Genomic DNA, 20,984 nt, shown 5'->3' with positions numbered 1-20,984 from the left:
TTGAAGGATCGTCCTTTGACTGACGCCTCGTCGCGAAAGTGACACCTGATGAAAGAAGCGGTTTGATGACCATGGACGCGAAGGTTTGCCAGGGAACGACGGCTTGGTTCGAGATGGTGGGAACGTTGATGAGCGAGGCGGCTTCGCAGTCCGGACTTTCGCCAGAACTCAGTCTGTCGCTGGTTGAGCGCTACACTGACGGCGTCGAATTGTCCGAAGGCCTTGTTCAAGGCCTTCGCTTCGACATCCTCGGTGGCAAGCCGTCGTTCAGGGTCGGGGCGCGGCGGGACGAGCGGGCGGACGTGATGATCGAGATAACGGCCGCAGCGGCGCGCGAGCTGAACACATTGCGTAGTGCCGATCCGAACTATACCGCCGCGCTCCAGGGCTTTTTGAGCACGGGGGAGATGCGGGTGGAGGGCGACCCTTCGCGGATGGGCGGCTGGCTGAACGCGGTGCACGATCCTATCGTGAGCCGTACAATTTAGCCCGCGAGATGGGGACGGGACTTCTGCCTGGACTGCTGATCGCGGGCGATCCCTCGCCAGGAAGATTGGAGAACCAGAGGAGGGCAACGTTGCGGAGTACTCCCTTTGATGAGGCGTGGTTTTCCAATGCACCCTCGCCTCACACCGCCAAACTCCCCTGCTCCACCGCAGATACGTGCGCCTCAAAGTGTTAGCATAGACTAATATTAATTGGCCTCGTTCAAGCAAATCTGCCTATAATTTTGGCATGATATGCAAAATTTTAATAAATATCTTTCTGGTCATTATGTCTTGCTGTCGGCAACAGGGCTGACTCTTTGCTACTTATTCAGGGTATGTCTTCCGAAGAGCCAATGCTATGGTGAATCGAGTGACGATTCCCTGGAACGATATTGTTCGTTGCAACGTTGCTCGGGAAGCGGTCGCCGGGACTCTTATCGAATGATTTGAGCAGGCCAGGCACCACGAGGAAGGATTTCTGATGAGCACCGTCACGAACGCCAAAGGCATCCCTCTTCCCTACACCGGTGCTTCCACCCATTGGTACTCGGCGACAGGGTCCGGACCGGAACTGTACGGCACTCCCGGCAACGACTCCTTCTGGGGAGACAGCAGTGTCAATGTCACGATGTATGGTGGCGCGGGCGACGACTACTACCATCTCTATTCCACGATCAACAAGGCGGTCGAAAATCCTGGGGCAGGTGTCGACACGATCGACACCTGGATGAGCTACAAGCTGCCCGCCAATTTCGAAAACCTCGTCGTCACCGGCGATGGCCGCTACGCGTTCGGCAATACGCTGAACAACATCATCACGGGCGGCGCCGGCAGCCAGACGCTGGATGGCGGCAAGGGCAATGATGTCCTCATCGGCGGCGACGGCGCCGATGTCTTCATCGTCTCGAAGGGCAATGGAAGCGACCTGATCTTCGATTTCGGCGCGACAGACACCGTGCGTCTCAATGGCTACGCCCTCACCTCGTTCGAGGCCGTGCAGGTCGCCATGGTCCAGGCGGGAGCGAATGTGCAGCTCAACCTCGGCTCCAGCGAGGTTCTGGTGTTCAACAACACCACGATCGACAAGTTTCAGCCCGCCCAATTCGAACTGCCGATCGACAAAACAGGCATGACGGTGTCCTTCGTCGACTACTTCAACACGCTGAGCCTCTGGAACGGCCACAGCGGCACCTGGGATTCCAACTTCTGGTGGGGCGCTCCGAACGGCAGCACGCTGACCCAGAACGGCGAGCTGCAATGGTACATCGACGCCAATTACGGCCCGACGAGCTCTGTCCACCCGTTCAGCGTGGCGAACGGCGTTCTCACCATCACCGCGGCGCAGGCCCCGGACGACATCAAGCCGCTCATCAACAACTACGAATACACGTCCGGAATCCTGACGACGCACGACACCTTCTCGCAGACCTATGGCTATTTCGAAATGCGCGCCGACCTGCCCGAAACCGCCGGAGCATGGCCGGCCTTCTGGCTGCTGCCGGAAGACGGCTCGTGGCCGCCGGAGCTGGACGTGCTCGAAATGCGCGGCCAGGAACCGAACACGCTGCAGATGACGGCGCACACCAACGAGACGGGACAGCACACCAAGATTTCGTCCTCGGTGAATGTTTCGAGCACCGACGGCTTCCACACCTACGGCCTGCTGTGGACGCCGGACCAGCTGATCTGGACCTACGATGGCGTCAAGGTCGCCGAAGCCGCGACGCCGTCGGACATGCATAGCCCCATGTATATGCTGGTCGATCTCGCGGTCGGCGGTTTCGCCGGCGTGCCTCCCGACCATCTGGCAACGCCGGCACAAATGAAGATCGACTATATCCGCGCCTACACGCTGGACGATGTGCAGCAGAACCATCTGAGCATAACAGGCGAGCACACGGTCTAGGCGACCAGTGCGATGTTGCGGGATCATGCGCCATTGAGGGATGCGACGAGGCAGCAGGGCCTGCGGCCGGTGTTCATGCGCGCCATTGCCGATATCGGCGTCTTCTCGCTGCTGATCAACATCCTGCTGTTGGTGATCCCGCTCTATCTGCTGCAGGTCTATGATCGCGTGCTGCCATCCTCCAGCGTCGAGACGCTGCTTTATTTGTCGGCCATGGCGGTTGTCGCGCTTGCCTTCCTCGGCTTGCTGGACGCGGTGCGCGCCTTTTACACGCAGCGCGTCGCCGCTGCGGTCGATCAGAAGCTGGGGGCGACGACATTCGCCGCCTCGCTTGGCGCCAAATATGCCGGCGGCGGCCTGTCGCCGCTGCGCGACCTTGCCTCGGTCTGCGCCTTCATCAGGTCGCGCGGCGTGGCGGTGCTGTTCGACCTGCCCTTTGCTCCTGTCTTTCTCGCCCTGCTCTATCTCATCCATCCGGTGCTGTTCTGGCTGACGCTCGCCGGCGCGGTGCTTTTGTTTCTTCTGGTCGTGGCCAATCAGCTTGCCATTGGCAGGAACGATGCCCTGTCGGCGGAACGCTCGGCCGCCGCGAGCCAGGCGGAGCAGGCCTTTGCCCGCAATGCCGAAACGCTGCGCGCCATGGGCATGGTGCGAGACGCCTCCGAGGTATGGGGCAGGCACGTCGCGGAAGCGCTCGCCCTGCATGACCGTTCATCGGGCGCCAACGCCATCTTCAGCGCGGCGTCGCGGGCGCTGCGCATGATGCTGCAGCTGGCAATACTGGGCGCCGGCGCATGGCTGGTGCTGCAGGGGCAGATGACAGCCGGCATGATCTTCGCGTCCTCGCTGGTGTCGTCGCGCGCGCTGCAGCCACTCGACCAGTTGATCGGATCCTGGCGGCAGATCGTCGACGCCAGGCGTTCGTGGAAGCGGCTGGAGACCGCGCTTGCGACCCGTCCGGCGGAAGCGCGGAAGCTGACATTGCCGGACCCCTCCGGCGCGATCACCGCGCAGGACCTCTTCTTCATCGCGCCGAATGCCTCCTTCGGCACGGAACCCATCCTCAAGCGGCTGAATTTTGTGATCGGCGCCGGCGAGGCGGTAGCAATCATCGGCCCGAGCGGCGCCGGCAAATCGACGCTGGCGAAATTGCTTGTCGGCGCGCTCCAGCCGACCGGCGGCTCGGTCAGGATCGACGGCGCCGACCTCAGGACCTGGGACGAAAACCAGCTCGGAAAGCACATCGGCTACCTCGCGCAGGAAGTGGAGCTTTTTCCCGGATCGATCGCGCAGAATGTCGCCCGCTTCGACCCCGATGCCGATGACCCCGCGATCGTCGAGGCCGCCAGGCGCGCCCAGGCGCACGAGTTGATCCTGGCGCTGCGCGACGGCTACCAGGCCACCATCGGTCCATCCGGCACGACGCTGTCGGGTGGCGAGCGCCAGCGGATCGGGCTGGCGCGCGCCTTCTACGGCAATCCGCGCATTCTCGTTCTGGACGAGCCCAGTACCCATCTCGACGGCAGCGGCGAAGTGGCGCTCGAAGCGGTGCTTTCCGCCGCCAAGGCGGCGGGCGTCACGACAATCGTGATAACGCACCGCCCTGCGATCGCCGCGGCCTGCGACCGCGTGATGCTTCTGCGCGGTGGAGTGGTCGAAGCCTTCGGCCCAGGCGGCGACGTGTTGCGGCAGTCGACCGCCGGCAAGGGCCTTCCCCCGCAGCGCAACACGGTGGTGACAGGGTCGTTCGCCACGACGATCCGCGGCACCTCGCACAACGTCCGCTTTGGATCGTGAGAATGGCGGCGCAGAGCCTGGCCTGGGAAGGCCGACCACGCACCGACATCCGACGGGTGGCCCTCACTGGCTACGCCGCAACGGCAATGTTGGCGGGGTGCTTCGGCTATTGGGCCGTCAGCGCGCCCCTGGCCGGAGCGGTGATCACGCAAGGCACGATCTCGGCGACGGGCGGAAACATTCTCATCCAGCACCCCGAAGGCGGCATCATCCAGGAGTTGCTGGTCCATGAAGGTGATCGCGTGCAACAGGCCCAGGATCTGATCCTGCTCGATCGAACAGCCGCGCAGGCCGAGTTCAACCGGCTGACGAGACAGTCGATCGCGCTCAAGGCGAGCGCCTCGCGGCTCGAGGCGGAACGCGACGGATTGGACCGGCTTGCGCCAGTCACAGGGACCGCGCCGGCACCGTTCCAGCACGATTTCGAGACTCTGGTTCGAGAACAGCAGAAGGAATTCGACGCCAGGCTCGCCCGCTTTCGATCGGAACAATCGATCCTCACGCAACGGGTTGCCATGCATCGCCAGTCGGTCGTGGGATTGCAGGCCCAGAAACTCGCCATCCAGCAACAGGCCGAAATCGTGAAGAAAGAGCTCGGCATCAAGACCAGCCTGTTGGACAAGGGCCTCACCAATCGCAGCGAATATTCGCAGCTTTTGCGCAGCGAGGCCGATCTGGTCGGGCAGGCAGGGGCGCTGGAGGCGGATGTTGCGGCGACCGCCACGCAGATCGTCGAAGCGCAGGCGCAGATCGAGCGTGCGACCACGCAACGCGTGGAGGAAGCGCTGACCAAGCTGGACGACGTCCGTACCAACCTGGCCGACATAGAGGAACAGATCCGGGCAGCCGAGGCGGTGCTGAGGCGGACAACGATCAAGGCGCCGGCCGCGGGCATCGTGGTTTCGTCGACCTACAATTCCAAGGGAAGCGTGATTGCCCCCGGACAGAAGATCATGGAGATCCTGCCCACGGCATCGGGCCTGATCGTCGATGCACGGCTGCGGACGAAGGATATCGATCAGGTTCGTGTCGGCCAGCCGGCAAAACTGCGATTGTCCGCGTTGAACATGCGGCTCACGCCTGAGATTTCAGCCGAGGTGACACAGGTTTCCGCGGACCGGCTTATCGACGAGGCCACGCATGAACCCTATTTCCGTGCCAGGCTGAAGATTGCCCCCGACCTGCCGCCCGGCGTGAAAGCGGAGCAGCTTTACCCTGGAATGCCGGTCGAGGCGTTCATCAGCACCGACGACCGGACCTTCTTCGAGTATCTCGCACGGCCGATGCTCGATTCCTTCGCTCGCGCTTTCACGGAGCGGTAGATCTCGCGGACCGCGCAGTCCGTCGGCACGCCGTCAATATTGCCAAGGGCCAGGCCGCACGATGCCCACCCCAACTTGAATATCCGCTCCTGAAGATCCGCGGCCCAGAGCTGACGGTCTGCAATCGGCCCAAACACGGAACGTTCTGTTTCTCGTCGGGTAGCACAACCAGGGTGGGATTTTTCCCTAGGCATTAACGGCAGGCGGGGCTAGCGTAGAGCCACTGGGAGGTGGGCGATGACAGACGTCTCGATCCGCCGGGCGGATTTCATGATGGTCCTCGCCTATGCTTCGGACCTTGCCACCGGCCATTCTCGCGACTTCGCACTGAAATCCTGCGTGCTTGCGATGCGGATCGCCGATCTTGCTGGCGTTTCCGATGAGGTTCGGCGCAACGCCTACCACCAGTCCATGCTCCGCTATGTCGGTTGCAATGCCGACACGGACCTGCTGTCGGCCACCTTCGGCGACGAAATTGCGCTCCGCCAGGATCTTGTCGGTCTCGATATGGGCAACCGGGCGGAACTGGGCAGGGTTTTCGTCCAGGCTTTCAAGCGGCTCTACTACGATCTTGAGCCCGACGTGCAGGCCAAGGCGATCGAGGCTGGGCTATCGCAGGCGATCGCCGTGGCTCGCCCGGTCCTGACCGCGCATTGCGAGGTCGCGCAGCGGATCGGCGAGCGGTTGGGCCTGTCGGAGGAGATACGACGCAATCTTGGACAGATCTACGAGCGCTGGGACGGCAAGGGCCTGCCGCATGGGCTGAGCGGCGAGCATGTCCTGCCAGCCGTGCGCCTGATCACATTGGCGCAGGACGCCATTGCGCTCTGCGATGCCGTCGGCATCGAAGGGATGGCCGAAACCATCGCCAGCCGTGCTGACGGCCCATATGAAGCGGAACTGGCCCGGCTCGTCTCGGCCAACGCGCCGGCGCTGATGGATGGCATCGGCGCGACGGTCGACCGCGAGACGATCCTGGCGCTCGAGCCCGATCCTCCGGTGACGCTGGACGAGGAGGCTTGCGACGAGGCGTTCCTCGCCATCGCCGACATGATCGACATGCGCATGCCGTTTACGCAGGGCCATTCGAGGATGGTGTCGGAACTGGCCACGGGCGCGGGCAAGCGGATCGGGCTGCCCGACCCTGACGTCCGCGCGCTGCGCTGGTCGGGCTGCATCCATGACATCGGCGAGCTCGTGGTGCCGGTGGCGACCTGGATGCGCAACGGTCCGCTGTCGGTCCGCGAGCGCGACGCGGCGCAGTTGCACGCCTATTATGGCGAGCGGGCGCTGGCCTCGTTCGGCCGCGAGGGCGATGCGATGGCCGCCCTCGTCCTTCGCCATCACGAACGCCTGGATGGCTCGGGCTATCACCGCAAGGTTCACGGCTCCGACCTGTCGCCGGCGGCAAGGATCCTGGCCGCTGCCGAAGCCTTCCAGACGTGGCGAGAGGAACGTCCGCACCGCAAGGCGCTGTCCAGCGGGGCGGCGGCAACGCAGCTGCGCGCTGCCGTTCGCGAGGGCTGTATCTGCCCCGATGCCGCCGAGGCCGTGCTGTCCTTCGCCGGACAGCCGTCGCGCCGGGCGCCGCCCCGGCCGCTGGCCGGAATGACGCCGCGTGAGATCGAGGTGCTGCGCCTGATCGCCGCTGGACTCACGGCGAAGGAAGCGGCGCGCAAGCTGGATATCTCGCCCAAGACCGCGGACCACCATATCCAGAGCGTCTATGCCAAGATCGGCGTGACCACCCGCGCCGCCGCGGCACTCTACGCGGTCGAGCACGGCCTTGTCCGGCCGGGCGAGACGCAGGCATAGGGAATACACCCCATGTGCGCCCGCTCCGGGGCGCGCATCGTGATCCTGTCGACGGACCGATGGTGGCCGCGACCGACAGGAGGAAATCAGATGCTTCTCGCAACAACCAAGGTGGCGGACGTCGACCGCTTCATCCGTATCTTTTCGACCAAGGGCGCCGACAAGCGCCGGCTGCACGGCTCGAACGGCGCAACCGTCTTCCGCGACCCCAGCGAGCCCGACCGCGTCTGGGCGATCTTCGACTGGGACGCCGAGGGCTGGAAGAATTTCGTGTCGGATCCGGAGGTGCCCGCGATCCTGCAGGAAGCCGGCCATGTCGGCAAGCCACAGGCGGCACTGCTGCTCGGCCACTACGAGGCTTGAGGTCCCGCACTGCGCGCCGCCTGCCGACCGGCGGCGGCGCCTCCCCGACGAACCCCCAGATTTGGAGAAATCAAATGGATCCGAAACCCATCAAGATCGGCCTTATCGCCGAACTCACCGGCCCGTTGTCCTTCATGGGCGTCGCCAACGCAAACCTGACGACCATGCTCGTCGACGACATCAACGCCAAAGGCGGCCTGCTGGGCCGGCCGGTGAAAGTCATCATCGAGGATGGCGAGACCAACGACAGCGCCGCCAAGGCAAGGACCGCGAAACTGATAGATGTCGACAAGGTCGACCTGGTCGTCGGCGGCATCTACAGCTCGACCCGCCTAGCCATCAAGAGCGAGGCGGTCGCGCGCGGCAGGACGCTCTACATCTACACCGAGCAGTATGAGGGACAGGAAAACGATCCGCTGATCTTCTGCACCGGTCCGGTGCCCGCGCAGCAGGTCGAACCGCTGATCCCATGGTTCATGAAGAGCACCGGAGCGAAGAAGTTCTACTTGCCATCGGCCGACTACATCTGGCCCCATCTGCTGAACAAGGCGGCGAGCCGGGTGGTGCGCGCAAGCGGCGGCGAGATCGTCGGTGAGGAGTATTTCCCGCTCGATACAGTCGATTTCCGGCGCACGGTCGAGCAGATCATGGCGAGCGGCGCCGACGTGGTATTCAACACCCTCGTCCCGCCGGGCCTGACGCCGTTCCTCGAGGAGCTGCACAAGGCCGGTTTCGGCAAACGCGGCGGCAAGATCATCTGCACCTACTTCGACGAAAACTTCTTCAATCTCGTGCCGTCCGAGCAGATCGAGGGCCTCTACAGCTGCCTCGACTACTATCAGGAACTCGAGGATCCGTTCGGCCGCGCGCTCTTGCGTCGCTACCAGGACCGATTCCCCGGCAGCGCCATGTTGACAGCGGGCAGCGGCTGCACCGGCCACTACCGGGCGATCAAGATGTGGGAAGCGGCTGTCAATGAGGCCGGCACGGTCGAGCGCGATACGGTCATCCGGGCGCTCGATCACGCGCGGATCAGCGAGGGACCGGGTGGCCCCGCCGAAATGGTTCCCGGCCAGCACCACGTTCGCATGAACATGTACATCGCGCAGGCGCAGGGCGGTCGCTTCCGGGTCGTCAAGAACCTGGGTCCGATCGATCCCAACGAACGCGTGCTTGCCGACGAACTCCAACTCAGCAAAGCGGGCTGAGACGGCCCCGTCGATGACTGTTCTTCCAGGTGGCGGGGCGGCCAGCAAGTTGCCCTGCCACCCAACCGGGCAATAGCACAGCAACTGAAGATTATCGGGCGCTATCTCCGGCGCCGGTGCGTTGCGGTGCGCAATACGCTGGACGCGTCGGTCCGCTTTCCAATCTCGCTATGCCCGAAGACGGACAGTCCGCAAACGGCCCAAAAGCCGCGGGTGGCAATACACCTATCCCGGCCGCGAGATCGAAACTGACGCCCGACGGCCGGGTGACCCATGCGCTAGCTTGCGTTGTCCAAGCGGTTTGTTTTGCGCCACTCCTCGTACTCCCCGCGGGCATCGTCATGCAGCGGATAATAGCGTTGCAACGGCGCCCCCTGCATGAGCTTCATTCGCGAGAATTCCTCCCAGTCGTGATGCTTCTGGGATTCTTCGATCACCTTGGCGGCCATTGCGACGGGAAGCACGACCACCCCGTCGTCGTCGGCGACGATGATGTCGCCGGGGATCACCGTGACGCCGCCGCAGGCAATTGGAACGTTGACGGCGTTCGGATAGATGCTGGTTTGTACATGGTAGTTGGGCGTCCAGCCGCGCAGCCACAGGGGCAGATCGAGCTTTTCGACATTGGGCCGATCGCGCATGCACCCATCGATGACGATGCCCGCGCCGCCCCTGCCCTTGAAATAGGTCGACATCATATCGCCGAAGACGCCAGAGCTCATGTCGCCGCGCGCGTCGACCACGACCACATCGCCCTCCCGCGCGTGATAAAGCACGTGCCGGTGCAGTTGCGTCTCCGGATCGGCATATTCTCCCTCGCTAAAGAGGTCCGGCCGCTGCGGCAGGAACTGCAGCGTCAGCGCCGGCCCGACGATCGACTTGCCGTGGTTCTGCGCCACCGGACCGACCATGTGCGGATTGCGGAATCCCATGTGGCCAAGCGTGCCGGCAACCGTCGCGGCGCCGATCTCCCTTAGCGCGTCGATCAGGTCCTTGGGCGGCCGGGTGATGTCGGGGGTATGCGTCATTATCGGACTCCGGTTGAAAGGGAACTACCAGTTCGTGACGGAACCGTCGCGGCGCTTGAGGTGAGGCGCTTCCCAGAAACGCAAGCTCTGCGCCTGGACAGCCGCTTCGTTGACCTCGACGCCGAGCCCCGGCAGATCGCCGACCGGATAGTCGGTCCCGTCGAGCCGTGGTTGCACGGGGAAGAAGTCGGAATTGTCGAAGCCCAGCTTTGTTTCGGGCACCCTGGTCTCCAGCCACGCGAAGTTGGGGACCGCGGCGGCGAGATGCACGGTCGCGGCCGTGCACACTGGACCAAGCGGATTGTGCGGCATCAGGTCGACATAGTGCGCCTCGCTCCAGCCGGCGACCTTCATCGCCTCGGTGAGCCCGCCGACATTGCAGACATCGAGCCGGTTGAACTGATGGATGCCGCGCTCGATGTAGGGCAGGAACTGCCACTTGCTGGCAAATTCCTCGCCGATGGCAAAGGGAATGTCGGTCATCGTCCGCAGGGATTCGTAGGCCTCCGGTGTCTCGTCGCGTATCGGCTCCTCGAGGAAATCGAGAACGCCGCGGCCGAGTTTGTTGCAGAAGCTCGCCGCCTCTGCCACCGACAGCCGATGATGGTAGTCGAGGCCGAGGACCACGTCGTCGCCCAGCGCTTTGCGTGCCTTGTTCAGCATCCTCGCGGTCGCGCCGATCGACTCGCGCGGCTCGAAGATGTCCTTGCTGTTTTGCCCAAAGGGAAAGAAGCGGATCGCCTGCCACCCCTGTTCGTGCAGCTCGCGGGCTCGCTCGATGGCAACATCGCCCTCGGCCTCGTCACCGGTCGAGGCGAAGGTGGGGACGCGGTCGCGCTGCTTGCCGCCCAGCAGTTCATGGACCGGCACCCCCAGCGCCTTGGCCTTGATGTCGTGCAGCGCGATGTCGATGGCCGAAATCGCCGCCTGCAGAACGCGCCCGCCTTCGAAGTATTGGCTGCGATAGAGCTCCTGCCAGATCCGGCCGATCTGCATCGGGTCGCGGCCGATGAGAAACTCGCGATAGTGCTCGACCGCGCCGGCCACGGCCCTCTCGCGGCCGCTCAAGCCGCTCTCCCCCAGCCGAAGATGCCCTGGTCGGTCTCGACCTTGACCAGCATCTGGTTGCGCGTTCCCACCCACACTGGATAAGGCTTGATCGCGGTGATCTTGAGCCTCGTCGTCATCCACGCCCCCCGTCCCAAACGCATCCACCCTGTCTCAGGAGGCCTCGAGAGCCATTTCAGTTTCGCCGTCGAACAGGTGTATCCGCTCCTGGTCGAACTCGAGCCAGATCTGCTCGTCGGGTTTGACGGCGATGTTGGGGGACACGCTGATGTTGACGATGGCGCCGGAGAGGAACGCCTGCACGAAGGTGACGTCTCCGGTTGGTTCCACCGTATAGGCCTTGGCCGGAATGGCACCGGGGACCGCGCTCTTGTGCAGCTTGATCGTCGAGTGTCGCGCACCGAGCACGACCTTCCTGGTGGTCGCTTTCTGGACCTTGCGCGCGTTGAGTTGCGACAGCTCGAGGCTCCAGCCTTCCGCGCTCGTCAGAACGGTGTTGCCGTTTGCCGTCGATGCTTCCAGCGGAATAAGGCTCATCGCCGGGCTGCCTATGAAGCTCGCGACGAACATGTTGACGGGATGGGCGAAAACTTGCGCCGGCGAATCGTATTGCTGCAGATAGCCGCCGTTCATCACGGCCATCCTGTCGGCCATGGTCACGGCCTCGAGCTGGTCGTGCGTCACATAGATGATGGTCGCCTTGAGGTCCTGATGGAACCGCTTGATTTCGGACCGCATCTGCACGCGCAGCTTTGCGTCGAGATTGGAGAGCGGTTCGTCCATCAGCAACACCGCCGGATCTCGAACGAGGGCGCGGCCCAGGGCCACGCGCTGCTGTTGCCCGCCCGAAAGTTCGCGTGGCTTGCGCTCGAGCAGCTGCGTCATGTCGAGCACGCGCGCCGCTTCCCTGACCTTCTTGTCGATCTCGTCCCTGGGCAGTTTGCGCATCTGCAGCGGGAACGCCAGGTTCTTGTAAACCGATTTCTGCGGATAGAGCGCGTAGTTCTGGAACACCATCGCGATGTCCCGGTCCTTGGGGTCGAGGTCGTTGACCACCCGGTCCCCGATGACGATGTCGCCCGATGTGATCGGGATCAGCCCGGCGACAAGATTGAGCGTGGTTGTCTTGCCGCAGCCTGAAGGGCCGACGAGCGCAACGAACTCGCCGTCATTGACCGTCAGCGAGACGTTGTTGACAGCTTTGAAATTGCCATAGGTCTTGACGAGATCTTTGAGGACCACGTGGGCCATCGGCGGGACTCCCTAATGCTTGACCGCGCCTTCCGTAAGGGCGCGTACGAAGTATCGTTGCAGGACGAGGAACAGCACCACGACGGGCACGCTCATCATGAAGCTGGCCGCCATCAGGCCTGGAAAGTCCGTTGTATTTTCCGAGAAGAAGCGCTGGATGCCGACCGGCAGCGTCAACTGTTCGTTCTTGGAGAGGAAGGTGTAGGCGTAGATGTACTCGTTCCACGCGCCGATGAAGGAATAGATCGCCGTGGCGATGATTCCAGGCGTCGAGAGCGGCATCACGATCAGGATGAAGGCCTGGAACCGCGTTGCCCCATCGATGCGCGCCGCCTGCTCGAGCTGCACCGGGATGTTGTCGTAGAAGCCCTTGAGCAGCCAGATCGCCAGCGGCAGGCCGAAGGTGAGATAGGTCAAGATCAGCGAGCCATGCGTGTTCACCAGCCCGAGCGCGCGCATCAGGATGAAAAGCGGCACCAGAAAGATCACCGCCGGGAACATGTTGCGCAGCAGCACGGCGAAGAACAGGAAGTTCCGGCCCGGGAAAGTGAAGCGCGAAAACGCGTAGGCCGCGGGGACAGCCACGATCACCGACAGGATTGTCGTGACGGTCGAGACGTAAAGGCTGTTCCAGAAGAAGCGGAGGAAGTCCTGGCCGACGCTGTTCTGCGGATCGAGCAGCTTCTGGTAGCTGGCAAGGGTAGGCTCGTCAGGCCACCATTGCGGCGGGAATTGCATCGCCGCGAATCCGGACTTGATCGAAGTGATCAGCATCCAGATCATCGGCAACGCGGTGTAAAGCAGCATGAACACGAGGAAGATGCGCCCGGCCCACCGCCATCCGTCGACGCGCATGCGGCGGCGGGTCTGGCCTCGCGGGGCTGTCTCGGCAATCGTGCTCATGCGCCCCCCTCTTTCCGCTCGTTGCCGCTCAGCGCACGGACGTAGAAGTAGCCCAGCGTCATCAGGATGAGGAACAGGAGCACCGAATAGGCCGATGCCACCCCCCAGCGCTGCCGGCCGAAGGCAAGCTCATAAATGTGGGTGATCCAGATATGCGATGCGTTCGACGGCCCGCCGCCGGTCATGATCCAGGGGATGATGAAGGAATTGAAGTTGGCGACTGCGAGCAGCAGGATCGTCACTGTCGAGACATTGCTCAGATGTGGGAAGGTGACGTGCCAGAAGCGCTGCCACGCATTGGCCCCGTCGACCTTGGCGGCGCGCAGCAACTGGTCGGGGACTGTCTGCAGGCCGGCCATCATCATGATCATGGCAAACGGAAATTCGCGCCAGATATTGACGACGATCAGGGAGGGCAGCACCGTGCTGACGCTGTCGATGAAATTCGGTGGCCGATCGGCCAATCCGAGGCCGACCAGCACCGCGCCGATGATGCCGAAGTCCGAATGGTAGATCCACTTCCAGATATAGGAGGCGGCGACCGCGCTGATGACCCAAGGAATGATCAGGATAGCGCGCAGGACGCCACGGCCGATGAAGTCGCGGTGGAGCGCCAGCGCGGCGGCGAACCCCAGGACAAAGGAGATCAAGGTGGATCCCACCGTCCAGATCAGGGTGTTCCAGGTGACCTTCCAGAACACCGCGCTGGTCAGGATGGCCGTGTAGTTGTCGAAGCCGATGAAGGTCTTGTCGCGGAGTTGCAGGCCGGGCGGCGTACTGAAAAACGACAGCTCGATCGTGTAGTAGATCGGATAGGCGATCACGATGAGCATAATGGCGATCGCAGGCAGCACATACGCGTAGTCAGCGCGATGCTCCCAGATCTTCCGCGGCACGCCGGACATACCGGGTTGCAATCTTCGGCGAGCCTCGGTCTTGCCGGTCACGATCGTCACTGTGGCGTGCCCTTGTTCTTCGGAACGAACCGGCCGCACCTTCGGCGCAGCCGGTCAGATCGTGGGTCCGGCTCGGACTAGAGTCCGCCCATCAGGTCTTTTACCTTCTGGGCCGCGTCGTCCGCTGCCTGATCGACGGTCATCGCGCCGGTCAGGGCATTCTGCAGCATGTCCGGGATGATGATGTTCATGATCTCGGGAGACTGCGGCAGCGCTGGGAACGGGATGCCGTAAGGCAGCATCGAGGTCGTGACATCAAGGAACTTGATGCTGTCCAGGCGTTCCTTCATCCACTTGGTCTTGAAGCCGTTGAGGTTGCCCGGGTTCGAGCCGGCGTAGGCCATCTTGAGCGACCATTCAGGGCTCGTCCACATGCAGATGATGGCCTTCGCAGCCGGCTCGTCCACCTTGCCGCCCTCGACATATTCGGGCTTCAGGATGTGAATGTTCGAGCCGCCGAAGACGACGGCGCGCTTGCCGTCGGGCCCGGTCGGAATCAGCCCGTAGCGCATGTTGTCGATGACGGTCTGCGCCTTGTCCTTGTCGGTGCCCGTCGCCTTCTTCTGCAGGTCGAGCATGACGTTGTAGTCGGACGGGTGCGAGATCATCATGCCGAGCTGGCCGGCGAGGAACAGCGGCTGGTTATCGGCCTGCTGGTTGGTGAGTGCCGAAACCGGAACCGACTTGTCGCGAACATACATGTCGTAGGAGGCTTGCAGCGCCGCCTTGCTCTGCGGGCTGTCGAGCTGAACCTCCTTGTAGGTCGGGCTCGCGGTGGCTTCGTCGAAGACGCCGCCGCCATAGGCCCACAGCTGCGGCATGAAGCGGTACGGGGTGTTGCCGGCATTCTTGCGGGCCACGAGGCCGTAGCCGGCAATGCCGAGCTTGTCGTGGATCTGCTTGGAATACTTGACGACGTCGTCCCAGGTTGCCGGAGCCTTGTCCGGGTCGAGGCCCGCGCGCTTGAAGATGTCGGCGTTCCAGATGAACGCCATCGTCTCGTTGTTGGTCGGAATGCCGTAGCTCACCCCGTCCCAGGTCACGGCTTTCAAGGCGCCGGGCCAGAAGTCCTCGGTCGAATACCCCACGTCCTCGGGCTTCAGCGGCTGCAGATAGCCCTTTGCGGCGAACTCGGTACCGCCCAGGATTTGCAGGCGCACCGCCATCGGCGCGGCATTGCCCAGGAGCGCCGTGCGGAACTTGTCGAGAAGGTCGTTGTAGGTGAGCGCCTGTTCCTCGAGCTGGATGTTCGGATAGGTCTTGCGGAAGGTCTCGAAGAACTCCTTGTAATACTGGCGCAGGAGATCGGGGTCGCCTTCGAACACGCCCTGATACCAGAAAGTCAGCCGCCCCTTGTAGTCGAGCGGGGTGACCTTGCCGCAATCGGCCGCCGTATCAAAATCCTGTGTGCCCGCAATGGAGCGCACATATTCCGGCGACCACTTGCTCAAATCGACCGGCGCCGCACCCAGCGCCGACGCGGACATAAGCGATACCATTAAAGCAGCGGAGACAGTGCCGCGCAGGACGGCACCGCCGAGTGTAATCCTCGTCATAGGTATCCTCCAGGTTCTCTCCCATGCCGCTCTGCATCGAGGCGAGCGGTCCTTGCTTGTTCAACCGCGGGGACGCGTCTTTCTGCTCAACGTTTCCTTTCGATGTATCCCTTCGATCACTTCGTACGTTTTCAGATCGTAGATTGCCTGTCAACGCGTTAGATCGTACATTGTTTGTGAAAACCGTGTGTGATATCGGGCAGAGTATGTATTAATTGGGGAGCCGGGGCCTTGGCCGAAACAAGTTATTTTAAAGCCAAGCCACCGGCGGGGATTGACCCTATCGGGGCCTCCAGCGAGGGCGCCTCGCTTTATGAACGGATCAGGGAAGACATCATCGAGGGGCGGCTCGCCGCCAACGAACGGCTTGTGGTCACCGACCTCGCCCGGCGTCACGGCACCTCGACCAACCCCGTCCGCGAGGCCTTGCAGTTGCTACGCGGAGAGGGCTTTGTCACCTTTGTCGCCAACCGCGGGGCGCGCGTCCGGCCCATAGATCAGGATTTTGTCCGGGATATCTACGAGATCGGTGTTCTGATCGAGCCGTCCCTGACGCGATGGTTCGTGAACATGGCCACCAGCGAGGACATCGCCGAACTCGAACGTCTCCAGGGCCTGATCGAAGAAAACAACTTCGCCGACACGTTCAGGCACAGCGAGCTGGATACCGCCTTCCACACGGTGATGTACCAGCGGCACTACAACCGCCATGCCGCCGAGCTTTGGTGGAAGCATCGCGAAGTGCTGCGAGCCGTGAGCCGTCGTTTCAATTTCACGCTCGCACGGCGTGCCGCGATCATGCGCGAGCACCGCGAACTCATCGCCCTCGTCAAGGCGGGAGAGGCAGACAAGGCCGCCGAACTCATTTCCCGTCATGTCGAGGGTTCCGGCCGGCATGTTCTCGAACAGATGCGTGCGCGCAACGCCGCTCGGGCCGGATAGAATTTCCCCTCAGGACATCGTTAGCCTGACCATCAGATAAAGGTAGTTGAGAGATGAAAATCACGAGCATTCGGCCGTGGCTGATCAAATCCGATGCTTCTTATTGGGGAGAGTACCTGTTCGTCGAAGTGACGACCGATGAGGGGGTGAGTGGCTGGGGAGAGATCACCACCACCACCAAGCTCGCCAACCGCGCTCTCTGCACGATCCTGCGGCAGATCGGTGCCGCCGTGACCGGCGAGGATCCAGCGCGGATCGAGCATCTGTGGCACAAGATTTTCCGCAGCTTCACCTATATGGGCAGCCGCGGCGCCGCCGTCGAATGCGTGAGCGCCATCGATATAGCCCTCTGGGACATCCGCGGCAAAGTCCTCGGCCAGCCGATTTACGAGCTGCTGGGCGGACCGGTACGCGAGGAAATCGCGCTCTACACCCATCCCAACCAGGCCAAGTTCACCAGCAAGGAGGCTGTGGTCCGCGAAATCCTGGACATCGTCGAGTCCGGACACACCGCGCTCAAGTTCGATCCTTTCCCGCACCAGGGCCGCACCGCCGATGGCCTGTCCCGCGAACAGCGCGACGGCTATCTCGATGGCAGCATGACCCGCAAGGACGAGCGCGAGGCCGCCGAACTCACGGCGCTGATCCGTGAAACGGCGGGGCCCGATGTCGATATTCTGATCGATGCGCATGGCCGCTTCGACGTTCCCACCGCCATTCGCCTCTGTCGGAGCCTCGAGGAAGCCGGCCAGATCGACTGGTTCGAGGAGCCTTGCCCGCCCGAGAGCCTGAACGCCCTCAAGCAGGTTCGTGACAAGGTCAGTGCCCCGATCTCGTGGGGCGAACGCGGCCACACCAAGTGGGATTTCGTGCCGGTGCTCGAAAACAAGCTCGCCGACTACATCATGCCTGACGTCACCTGGACCGGCGGCATTACCGAACTCAAGAAGATTTCCGCCCTGTGCGAAGCCTACTACATCCCGGTTTCGCCGCATGACGCCGCGGGACCGATCAACGTGGTTGCGGGAGCGCAGGTGATGATGACCGTTCCCAACTTCTACAAACTCGAAACGTCGGAGTGGAACCTGGGCAAATACGATCACTTGATCGACACACCGCTCGACGTTTCGAACGGCAGCCTCAAGCTGACGTCGAAGCCTGGTCTCGGCGTTGAGATGAACCGCGAGTACCTGCAGGCCCACGAGATTGAGCTGGGCTAACAACGCTCTGTGCCGCCAGCGTGCGGGCGACAAGCCTCGCCACCAGAAGCCACCAGAAGGAGGATAAGTCATGCCAAAGACGGGTGGAGCCGACGCGGCGCTCAATCGGGTGAACACCAACTCCAAGCCCTCCCAGCTTCGCATCACCGACATGCGGGTAGCCGAGATCGTCGGCGCGCCGTTCACCTCGGCGCTGCTCAAGATTTACACCAACCAGGGCATCGTCGGGCTTGGCGAGGTGCGCGACGGCGCCAGCGCCACTTACGCGCTGATGCTGAAGAGCCGGCTGCTTGGCGAGAACCCTTGCGATATCGATCGCCTGTTTCGCCGCATCAAGCAGTTCGGCGGGCATGGCCGGCAAGGCGGCGGCGTCTCGGCGGTCGAGATCGCCTTGTGGGATCTCGCCGGCAAGGCTTATGGCGTCCCTGTCTACCAGATGCTCGGCGGCAAGTTTCGCGAGAAGGTGCGCGTCTATTGCGATACCGACGCCGAGAAACCGAGCGGCACCGAAACCGGAAAGCGCCTCAAGGAGCGCATGAACCGCGGTTTCACCTTCCTCAAGATGGACCTGGGCTTGATGCAGATCGCCCATGTCCCGGGCGCCGTGGTCGCGCCCGCCGGCGTGCTCGAAGGGTTTCACGCCAATCCACGCGGCCGTGGCGGCACCCTCGAGGAGCGCAAGGCTCGCAATCTCGCTTACGATGCGCAGAACGTGCAGCACCCGTTCACGGGCCTGCATTTCACCGAAAAGGGGATCGACCTGCTCGAGCAGTATATCCACGAGGTTCGCGAGGTCATCGGATACGAGGTCCCGCTCGCCATCGACCATGTCGGCCACATCTCGCTGCAGGACGGCATACGCCTGTCGCGCCGTATCGAGAAATACGTCCCTGCCTGGCTCGAGGATGTGATTCCCTGGCAATACACCGAGCAGTACCGACAGTTGCAGGACGCCACCACGGTGCCGATCTGCACCGGCGAGGATATCTACCTCAAGGAGGGGTTCGAGCCTTTGCTCAGGAGCGGCGGCCTCTCGGTCATCCACCCGGACCTGCTCACCAGCGGCGGCATCCTCGAGACCAAGAAGATCGGTGATATGGCGCAGGACCACGGCGTCGCCATGGCGATCCACATGGCAGAAAGCCCGATCGCTGCCATGGCCGCCGCACATGTCGCCACCGCGACCGAGAACTTCATGGCGCTCGAATACCATTCCGCCGATGTCGACTGGTGGGACGATATCGTCACCGGCCTGCCCAAGCCGCTCGTTAAGGACGGCTTTATCACTGTTCCGGACAAGCCGGGCCTGGGGATCGACGACGTGGTCGACGAGGTAATCTCGCTGCACCTGCAACCGGGTGTCACGGGGATATGGCAATCCACCGAGCATTGGGACAATGAATATAGCTGGGACCGGACCTGGAGTTAGCCCAGACCCCCTTCCCTCATTCCCCCAGGCCCACAGGGCCAACGACCGAGCATTCGTGTCGACCTCTCCCAAGGGAGAGGCAAAGAAAGAAACGGACGAAACCATGATCTACGAACTGCGTATCTATGACTGCCTGCCGGGCAGGCTGCCGGCTTTGCTCAAGCGCTTTTCCGACCAGACGCTGGCCATCTGGGAGAGGCATGGCATCCGCCAAGCCGGGTTCTTCACCACGACGATCGGCGAAAACAGCAATCGCCTCACCTATTTCCTCGCCTGGGAATCGCTGGCCGAGCGTGAGGCGAAATGGGCGGCCTTCGTCACCGATCCGGCATGGCACAGGGCCCGGGACGAGTCTGAGCGCGACGGGCAGATCATTGCCAATATCAGCAGCCAGCTGCTCACGCCGACAGCTTTCTCGTCTGTGAAATAGGACCGCGCCATGAGGATCACCGACCTCCGCTGCGCCGTCATCGGCAAGCATCCCATCGTCCGCATCGTGACCGACGAGGGCCTTTATGGCCTTGGCGAAGTCGAGTTCACCAAGACCTACCTCAAGCCCTTCGTGCTGCATTTCCGCGAGGCGCTGATCGGCGAGGATCCGACCGACGTCGAGCGGGTCATGCTGAAGATCCGCCAGCGCGGTTCGTTCAAGCCCTATGGCGCCGCCGTCTCCGCCATCGAGCATGCGCTGTGGGACATCGCCGGCAAGGCGGCGGGCGTTCCGGCCTACAAACTGCTTGGCGGCAAGGTGCGCGACAAGGTGCGCGTCTACAATGGCTCGATCCGCCAGAAGCGCACCGGTGACCGGCCGGAGGACTATGCCGCCGACGTCAAATGGATGATGGAGCAGCCGCAGAACTTCTTCATGGTCAAGCAAGGAATCTCGTTCCACTCCAACATGAAGGACACCGTCGACGGCTTCCACTACGGCGTGACGCAGAAGAAGGCCGGCTATCACGGTGCCATGGATCAGGGCGTGATCAGCGAGCGCGGCTTCAATCACATGCTCGACTGCGTGATCGCGATGAAGGAAGTGCTGGGCGACAAGGTCAGCCTGGCGCTCGACTGCGGCCCGGGCTGGATGCTGCCCGATGCGATCAAGTTCGCTCGCGCGGTCGAGAAGTACAATCTGATGTGGCTGGAGGACATGCTGACCGGCGATTATGTGCCGTGGGTCAATCCGCAGGCCTATCGGGAGCTGACCACCTCCACCTCGACGCCAATCCACACCGGCGAGCAGATCTACCTGCGGCACAATTTCAAGGAGCTGATCGAGACGCAGGCGGTGCGCGTCATCGGCCCCGATCCCGCCGATATTGGCGGCATCGCCGAGCTCAAATGGGTCGCCGAGCATGCCTACATGCACTCGATCCTGATGGCGCCGCACGGCACCGCGAACGGCCTGCTCGGTCTCGGCGCGCTGATCAATGTCTGCGCCACCTTGCCCGCCAACTACGTCGCCTTCGAATACCCGAGCGCCTCCGACCCCTGGTGGGAGGACCTCGTAATCGGCCTGCCGCCCCAGATCGTGAAGGACAGCATGGTGGACCTGCTGGAAGCGCCGGGGCTGGGCCTCGATATCGACGCCGAAGCCGCCAGGAAGTATCTCAGGGAAGAGGATGCGGGCTTCTTCGACTGAACTTATCTTTCTTCCGCCACCCCGCAGCAAATTGGCATCCGCAAGGACCGCTTCGGGTCATTCACGGCTATGCAGGCGGGGTGCCTCAACACC

The 20,984-nt window shown here is 62.8% G+C and carries 17 protein-coding genes and 1 pseudogene; 12 read left to right on the top strand and 6 right to left on the bottom strand.

Annotation, left to right across the window (positions count from 1 at the left end; all coding sequences use genetic code 11):
- Nucleotides 1-65: 65 nt before the first annotated feature.
- From AC56QQ_RS13210 to AC56QQ_RS13180, 7 genes are all read left to right on the top strand, one after another.
- Entirely contained in the window at nucleotides 66-488 is a 423-nt protein-coding gene (locus AC56QQ_RS13210; protein WP_497127751.1) for a hypothetical protein, read from the top strand.
- Nucleotides 489-969: 481 nt separating this feature from the next.
- Nucleotides 970-2,394 (top strand): endo-1,3-1,4-beta-glycanase EglC, encoded by a 1,425-nt coding sequence (eglC, locus tag AC56QQ_RS13205; protein WP_497127749.1) that lies wholly within the window; start codon nucleotides 970-972, stop codon nucleotides 2,392-2,394.
- Between the two features lie 12 nt (nucleotides 2,395-2,406).
- A complete protein-coding gene (locus AC56QQ_RS13200) occupies nucleotides 2,407-4,191 on the top strand; it encodes a type I secretion system permease/ATPase (protein WP_497127747.1) in 1,785 nt (594 codons plus the stop codon).
- A 2-nt stretch (nucleotides 4,192-4,193) separates the two neighbouring features.
- Nucleotides 4,194-5,513 carry an HlyD family type I secretion periplasmic adaptor subunit gene (locus AC56QQ_RS13195; RefSeq protein WP_497127745.1) on the top strand — a complete coding sequence of 440 codons (1,320 nt, stop codon included), beginning with the start codon at nucleotides 4,194-4,196 and terminating at the stop codon, nucleotides 5,511-5,513.
- 237 nt (nucleotides 5,514-5,750) lie between these two features.
- Nucleotides 5,751-7,328 carry an HD domain-containing phosphohydrolase gene (locus tag AC56QQ_RS13190; protein WP_497127743.1) on the top strand — a complete coding sequence of 526 codons (1,578 nt, stop codon included), beginning with the start codon at nucleotides 5,751-5,753 and terminating at the stop codon, nucleotides 7,326-7,328.
- Nucleotides 7,329-7,418: 90 nt separating this feature from the next.
- Nucleotides 7,419-7,691 (top strand): hypothetical protein, encoded by a 273-nt coding sequence (locus AC56QQ_RS13185; RefSeq protein ID WP_091581466.1) that lies wholly within the window; start codon nucleotides 7,419-7,421, stop codon nucleotides 7,689-7,691.
- Nucleotides 7,692-7,765: 74 nt separating this feature from the next.
- Nucleotides 7,766-8,899, top strand: coding sequence for a substrate-binding protein (locus AC56QQ_RS13180; RefSeq protein WP_497127741.1), 1,134 nt, complete (start codon nucleotides 7,766-7,768; stop codon nucleotides 8,897-8,899).
- Between the two features lie 278 nt (nucleotides 8,900-9,177).
- On the opposite strand, the gene AC56QQ_RS13175 is transcribed toward AC56QQ_RS13180, so the two are convergent.
- The 6 genes and pseudogenes from AC56QQ_RS13175 to AC56QQ_RS13150 form a co-directional block, all read right to left on the bottom strand.
- Entirely contained in the window at nucleotides 9,178-9,927 is a 750-nt protein-coding gene (locus tag AC56QQ_RS13175; protein ID WP_489862320.1) for a ribonuclease activity regulator RraA, read from the bottom strand.
- 24 nt (nucleotides 9,928-9,951) lie between these two features.
- Nucleotides 9,952-11,114: pseudogene (locus AC56QQ_RS13170) on the bottom strand (mandelate racemase/muconate lactonizing enzyme family protein).
- 34 nt (nucleotides 11,115-11,148) lie between these two features.
- Nucleotides 11,149-12,246: an ABC transporter ATP-binding protein gene (locus AC56QQ_RS13165; RefSeq protein ID WP_497127739.1), complete on the bottom strand. Its 1,098-nt coding sequence runs from the start codon at nucleotides 12,244-12,246 to the stop codon at nucleotides 11,149-11,151.
- A gap of 12 nt (nucleotides 12,247-12,258) precedes the next feature.
- A complete protein-coding gene (locus AC56QQ_RS13160) occupies nucleotides 12,259-13,149 on the bottom strand; it encodes a carbohydrate ABC transporter permease (RefSeq protein ID WP_091581481.1) in 891 nt (296 codons plus the stop codon).
- A complete protein-coding gene (locus AC56QQ_RS13155) occupies nucleotides 13,146-14,105 on the bottom strand; it encodes a carbohydrate ABC transporter permease (protein WP_497127737.1) in 960 nt (319 codons plus the stop codon). Before AC56QQ_RS13155 ends, AC56QQ_RS13160 begins: the two co-directional genes overlap by 4 nt.
- Before the next feature lie 77 nt (nucleotides 14,106-14,182).
- Nucleotides 14,183-15,661, bottom strand: coding sequence for an ABC transporter substrate-binding protein (locus AC56QQ_RS13150; protein WP_497127735.1), 1,479 nt, complete (start codon nucleotides 15,659-15,661; stop codon nucleotides 14,183-14,185).
- A 231-nt stretch (nucleotides 15,662-15,892) separates the two neighbouring features.
- Between AC56QQ_RS13150 and AC56QQ_RS13145 the strand changes: the two genes are divergently transcribed.
- From AC56QQ_RS13145 to AC56QQ_RS13125, 5 genes are all read left to right on the top strand, one after another.
- Nucleotides 15,893-16,603 carry a GntR family transcriptional regulator gene (locus AC56QQ_RS13145; protein WP_497127733.1) on the top strand — a complete coding sequence of 237 codons (711 nt, stop codon included), beginning with the start codon at nucleotides 15,893-15,895 and terminating at the stop codon, nucleotides 16,601-16,603.
- Nucleotides 16,604-16,656: 53 nt separating this feature from the next.
- Complete coding sequence (locus AC56QQ_RS13140; RefSeq protein ID WP_489862326.1) at nucleotides 16,657-17,823, top strand: mandelate racemase/muconate lactonizing enzyme family protein; 1,167 nt, start codon at nucleotides 16,657-16,659, stop codon at nucleotides 17,821-17,823.
- A gap of 70 nt (nucleotides 17,824-17,893) precedes the next feature.
- Complete coding sequence (locus AC56QQ_RS13135; RefSeq protein ID WP_497127731.1) at nucleotides 17,894-19,252, top strand: mandelate racemase/muconate lactonizing enzyme family protein; 1,359 nt, start codon at nucleotides 17,894-17,896, stop codon at nucleotides 19,250-19,252.
- 103 nt (nucleotides 19,253-19,355) lie between these two features.
- Entirely contained in the window at nucleotides 19,356-19,682 is a 327-nt protein-coding gene (locus AC56QQ_RS13130; protein WP_489862328.1) for an NIPSNAP family protein, read from the top strand.
- Between the two features lie 9 nt (nucleotides 19,683-19,691).
- Nucleotides 19,692-20,891: a mandelate racemase/muconate lactonizing enzyme family protein gene (locus tag AC56QQ_RS13125; RefSeq protein WP_497127730.1), complete on the top strand. Its 1,200-nt coding sequence runs from the start codon at nucleotides 19,692-19,694 to the stop codon at nucleotides 20,889-20,891.
- Nucleotides 20,892-20,984 lie beyond the last annotated feature (93 nt).

The organism is Mesorhizobium sp. RCAM 05099, assembly GCF_059683685.1.
This window is presented reverse-complemented; position numbering and strand designations above follow the sequence as displayed.

Excerpts from the sequence above, each read along its gene's own strand:
- AC56QQ_RS13130 (WP_489862328.1), top strand. The coding sequence starts at position 19,356 with ATGATCTACGAACTGCGTATCTATGACTGCCTGCCGGGCAGGCTGCCG.
- AC56QQ_RS13125 (WP_497127730.1), top strand. The coding sequence starts at position 19,692 with ATGAGGATCACCGACCTCCGCTGCGCCGTCATCGGCAAGCATCCCATC.
- AC56QQ_RS13160 (WP_091581481.1), bottom strand. The coding sequence starts at position 13,149 with ATGAGCACGATTGCCGAGACAGCCCCGCGAGGCCAGACCCGCCGCCGC.
- eglC (WP_497127749.1), top strand. The coding sequence starts at position 970 with ATGAGCACCGTCACGAACGCCAAAGGCATCCCTCTTCCCTACACCGGT.
- AC56QQ_RS13180 (WP_497127741.1), top strand. The coding sequence starts at position 7,766 with ATGGATCCGAAACCCATCAAGATCGGCCTTATCGCCGAACTCACCGGC.
- AC56QQ_RS13140 (WP_489862326.1), top strand. The coding sequence starts at position 16,657 with ATGAAAATCACGAGCATTCGGCCGTGGCTGATCAAATCCGATGCTTCT.
- AC56QQ_RS13190 (WP_497127743.1), top strand. The coding sequence starts at position 5,751 with ATGACAGACGTCTCGATCCGCCGGGCGGATTTCATGATGGTCCTCGCC.
- AC56QQ_RS13210 (WP_497127751.1), top strand. The coding sequence starts at position 66 with ATGACCATGGACGCGAAGGTTTGCCAGGGAACGACGGCTTGGTTCGAG.
- AC56QQ_RS13195 (WP_497127745.1), top strand. The coding sequence starts at position 4,194 with ATGGCGGCGCAGAGCCTGGCCTGGGAAGGCCGACCACGCACCGACATC.
- AC56QQ_RS13200 (WP_497127747.1), top strand. The coding sequence starts at position 2,407 with ATGTTGCGGGATCATGCGCCATTGAGGGATGCGACGAGGCAGCAGGGC.
- AC56QQ_RS13135 (WP_497127731.1), top strand. The coding sequence starts at position 17,894 with ATGCCAAAGACGGGTGGAGCCGACGCGGCGCTCAATCGGGTGAACACC.
- AC56QQ_RS13165 (WP_497127739.1), bottom strand. The coding sequence starts at position 12,246 with ATGGCCCACGTGGTCCTCAAAGATCTCGTCAAGACCTATGGCAATTTC.
- AC56QQ_RS13185 (WP_091581466.1), top strand. The coding sequence starts at position 7,419 with ATGCTTCTCGCAACAACCAAGGTGGCGGACGTCGACCGCTTCATCCGT.
- AC56QQ_RS13150 (WP_497127735.1), bottom strand. The coding sequence starts at position 15,661 with ATGACGAGGATTACACTCGGCGGTGCCGTCCTGCGCGGCACTGTCTCC.
- AC56QQ_RS13175 (WP_489862320.1), bottom strand. The coding sequence starts at position 9,927 with ATGACGCATACCCCCGACATCACCCGGCCGCCCAAGGACCTGATCGAC.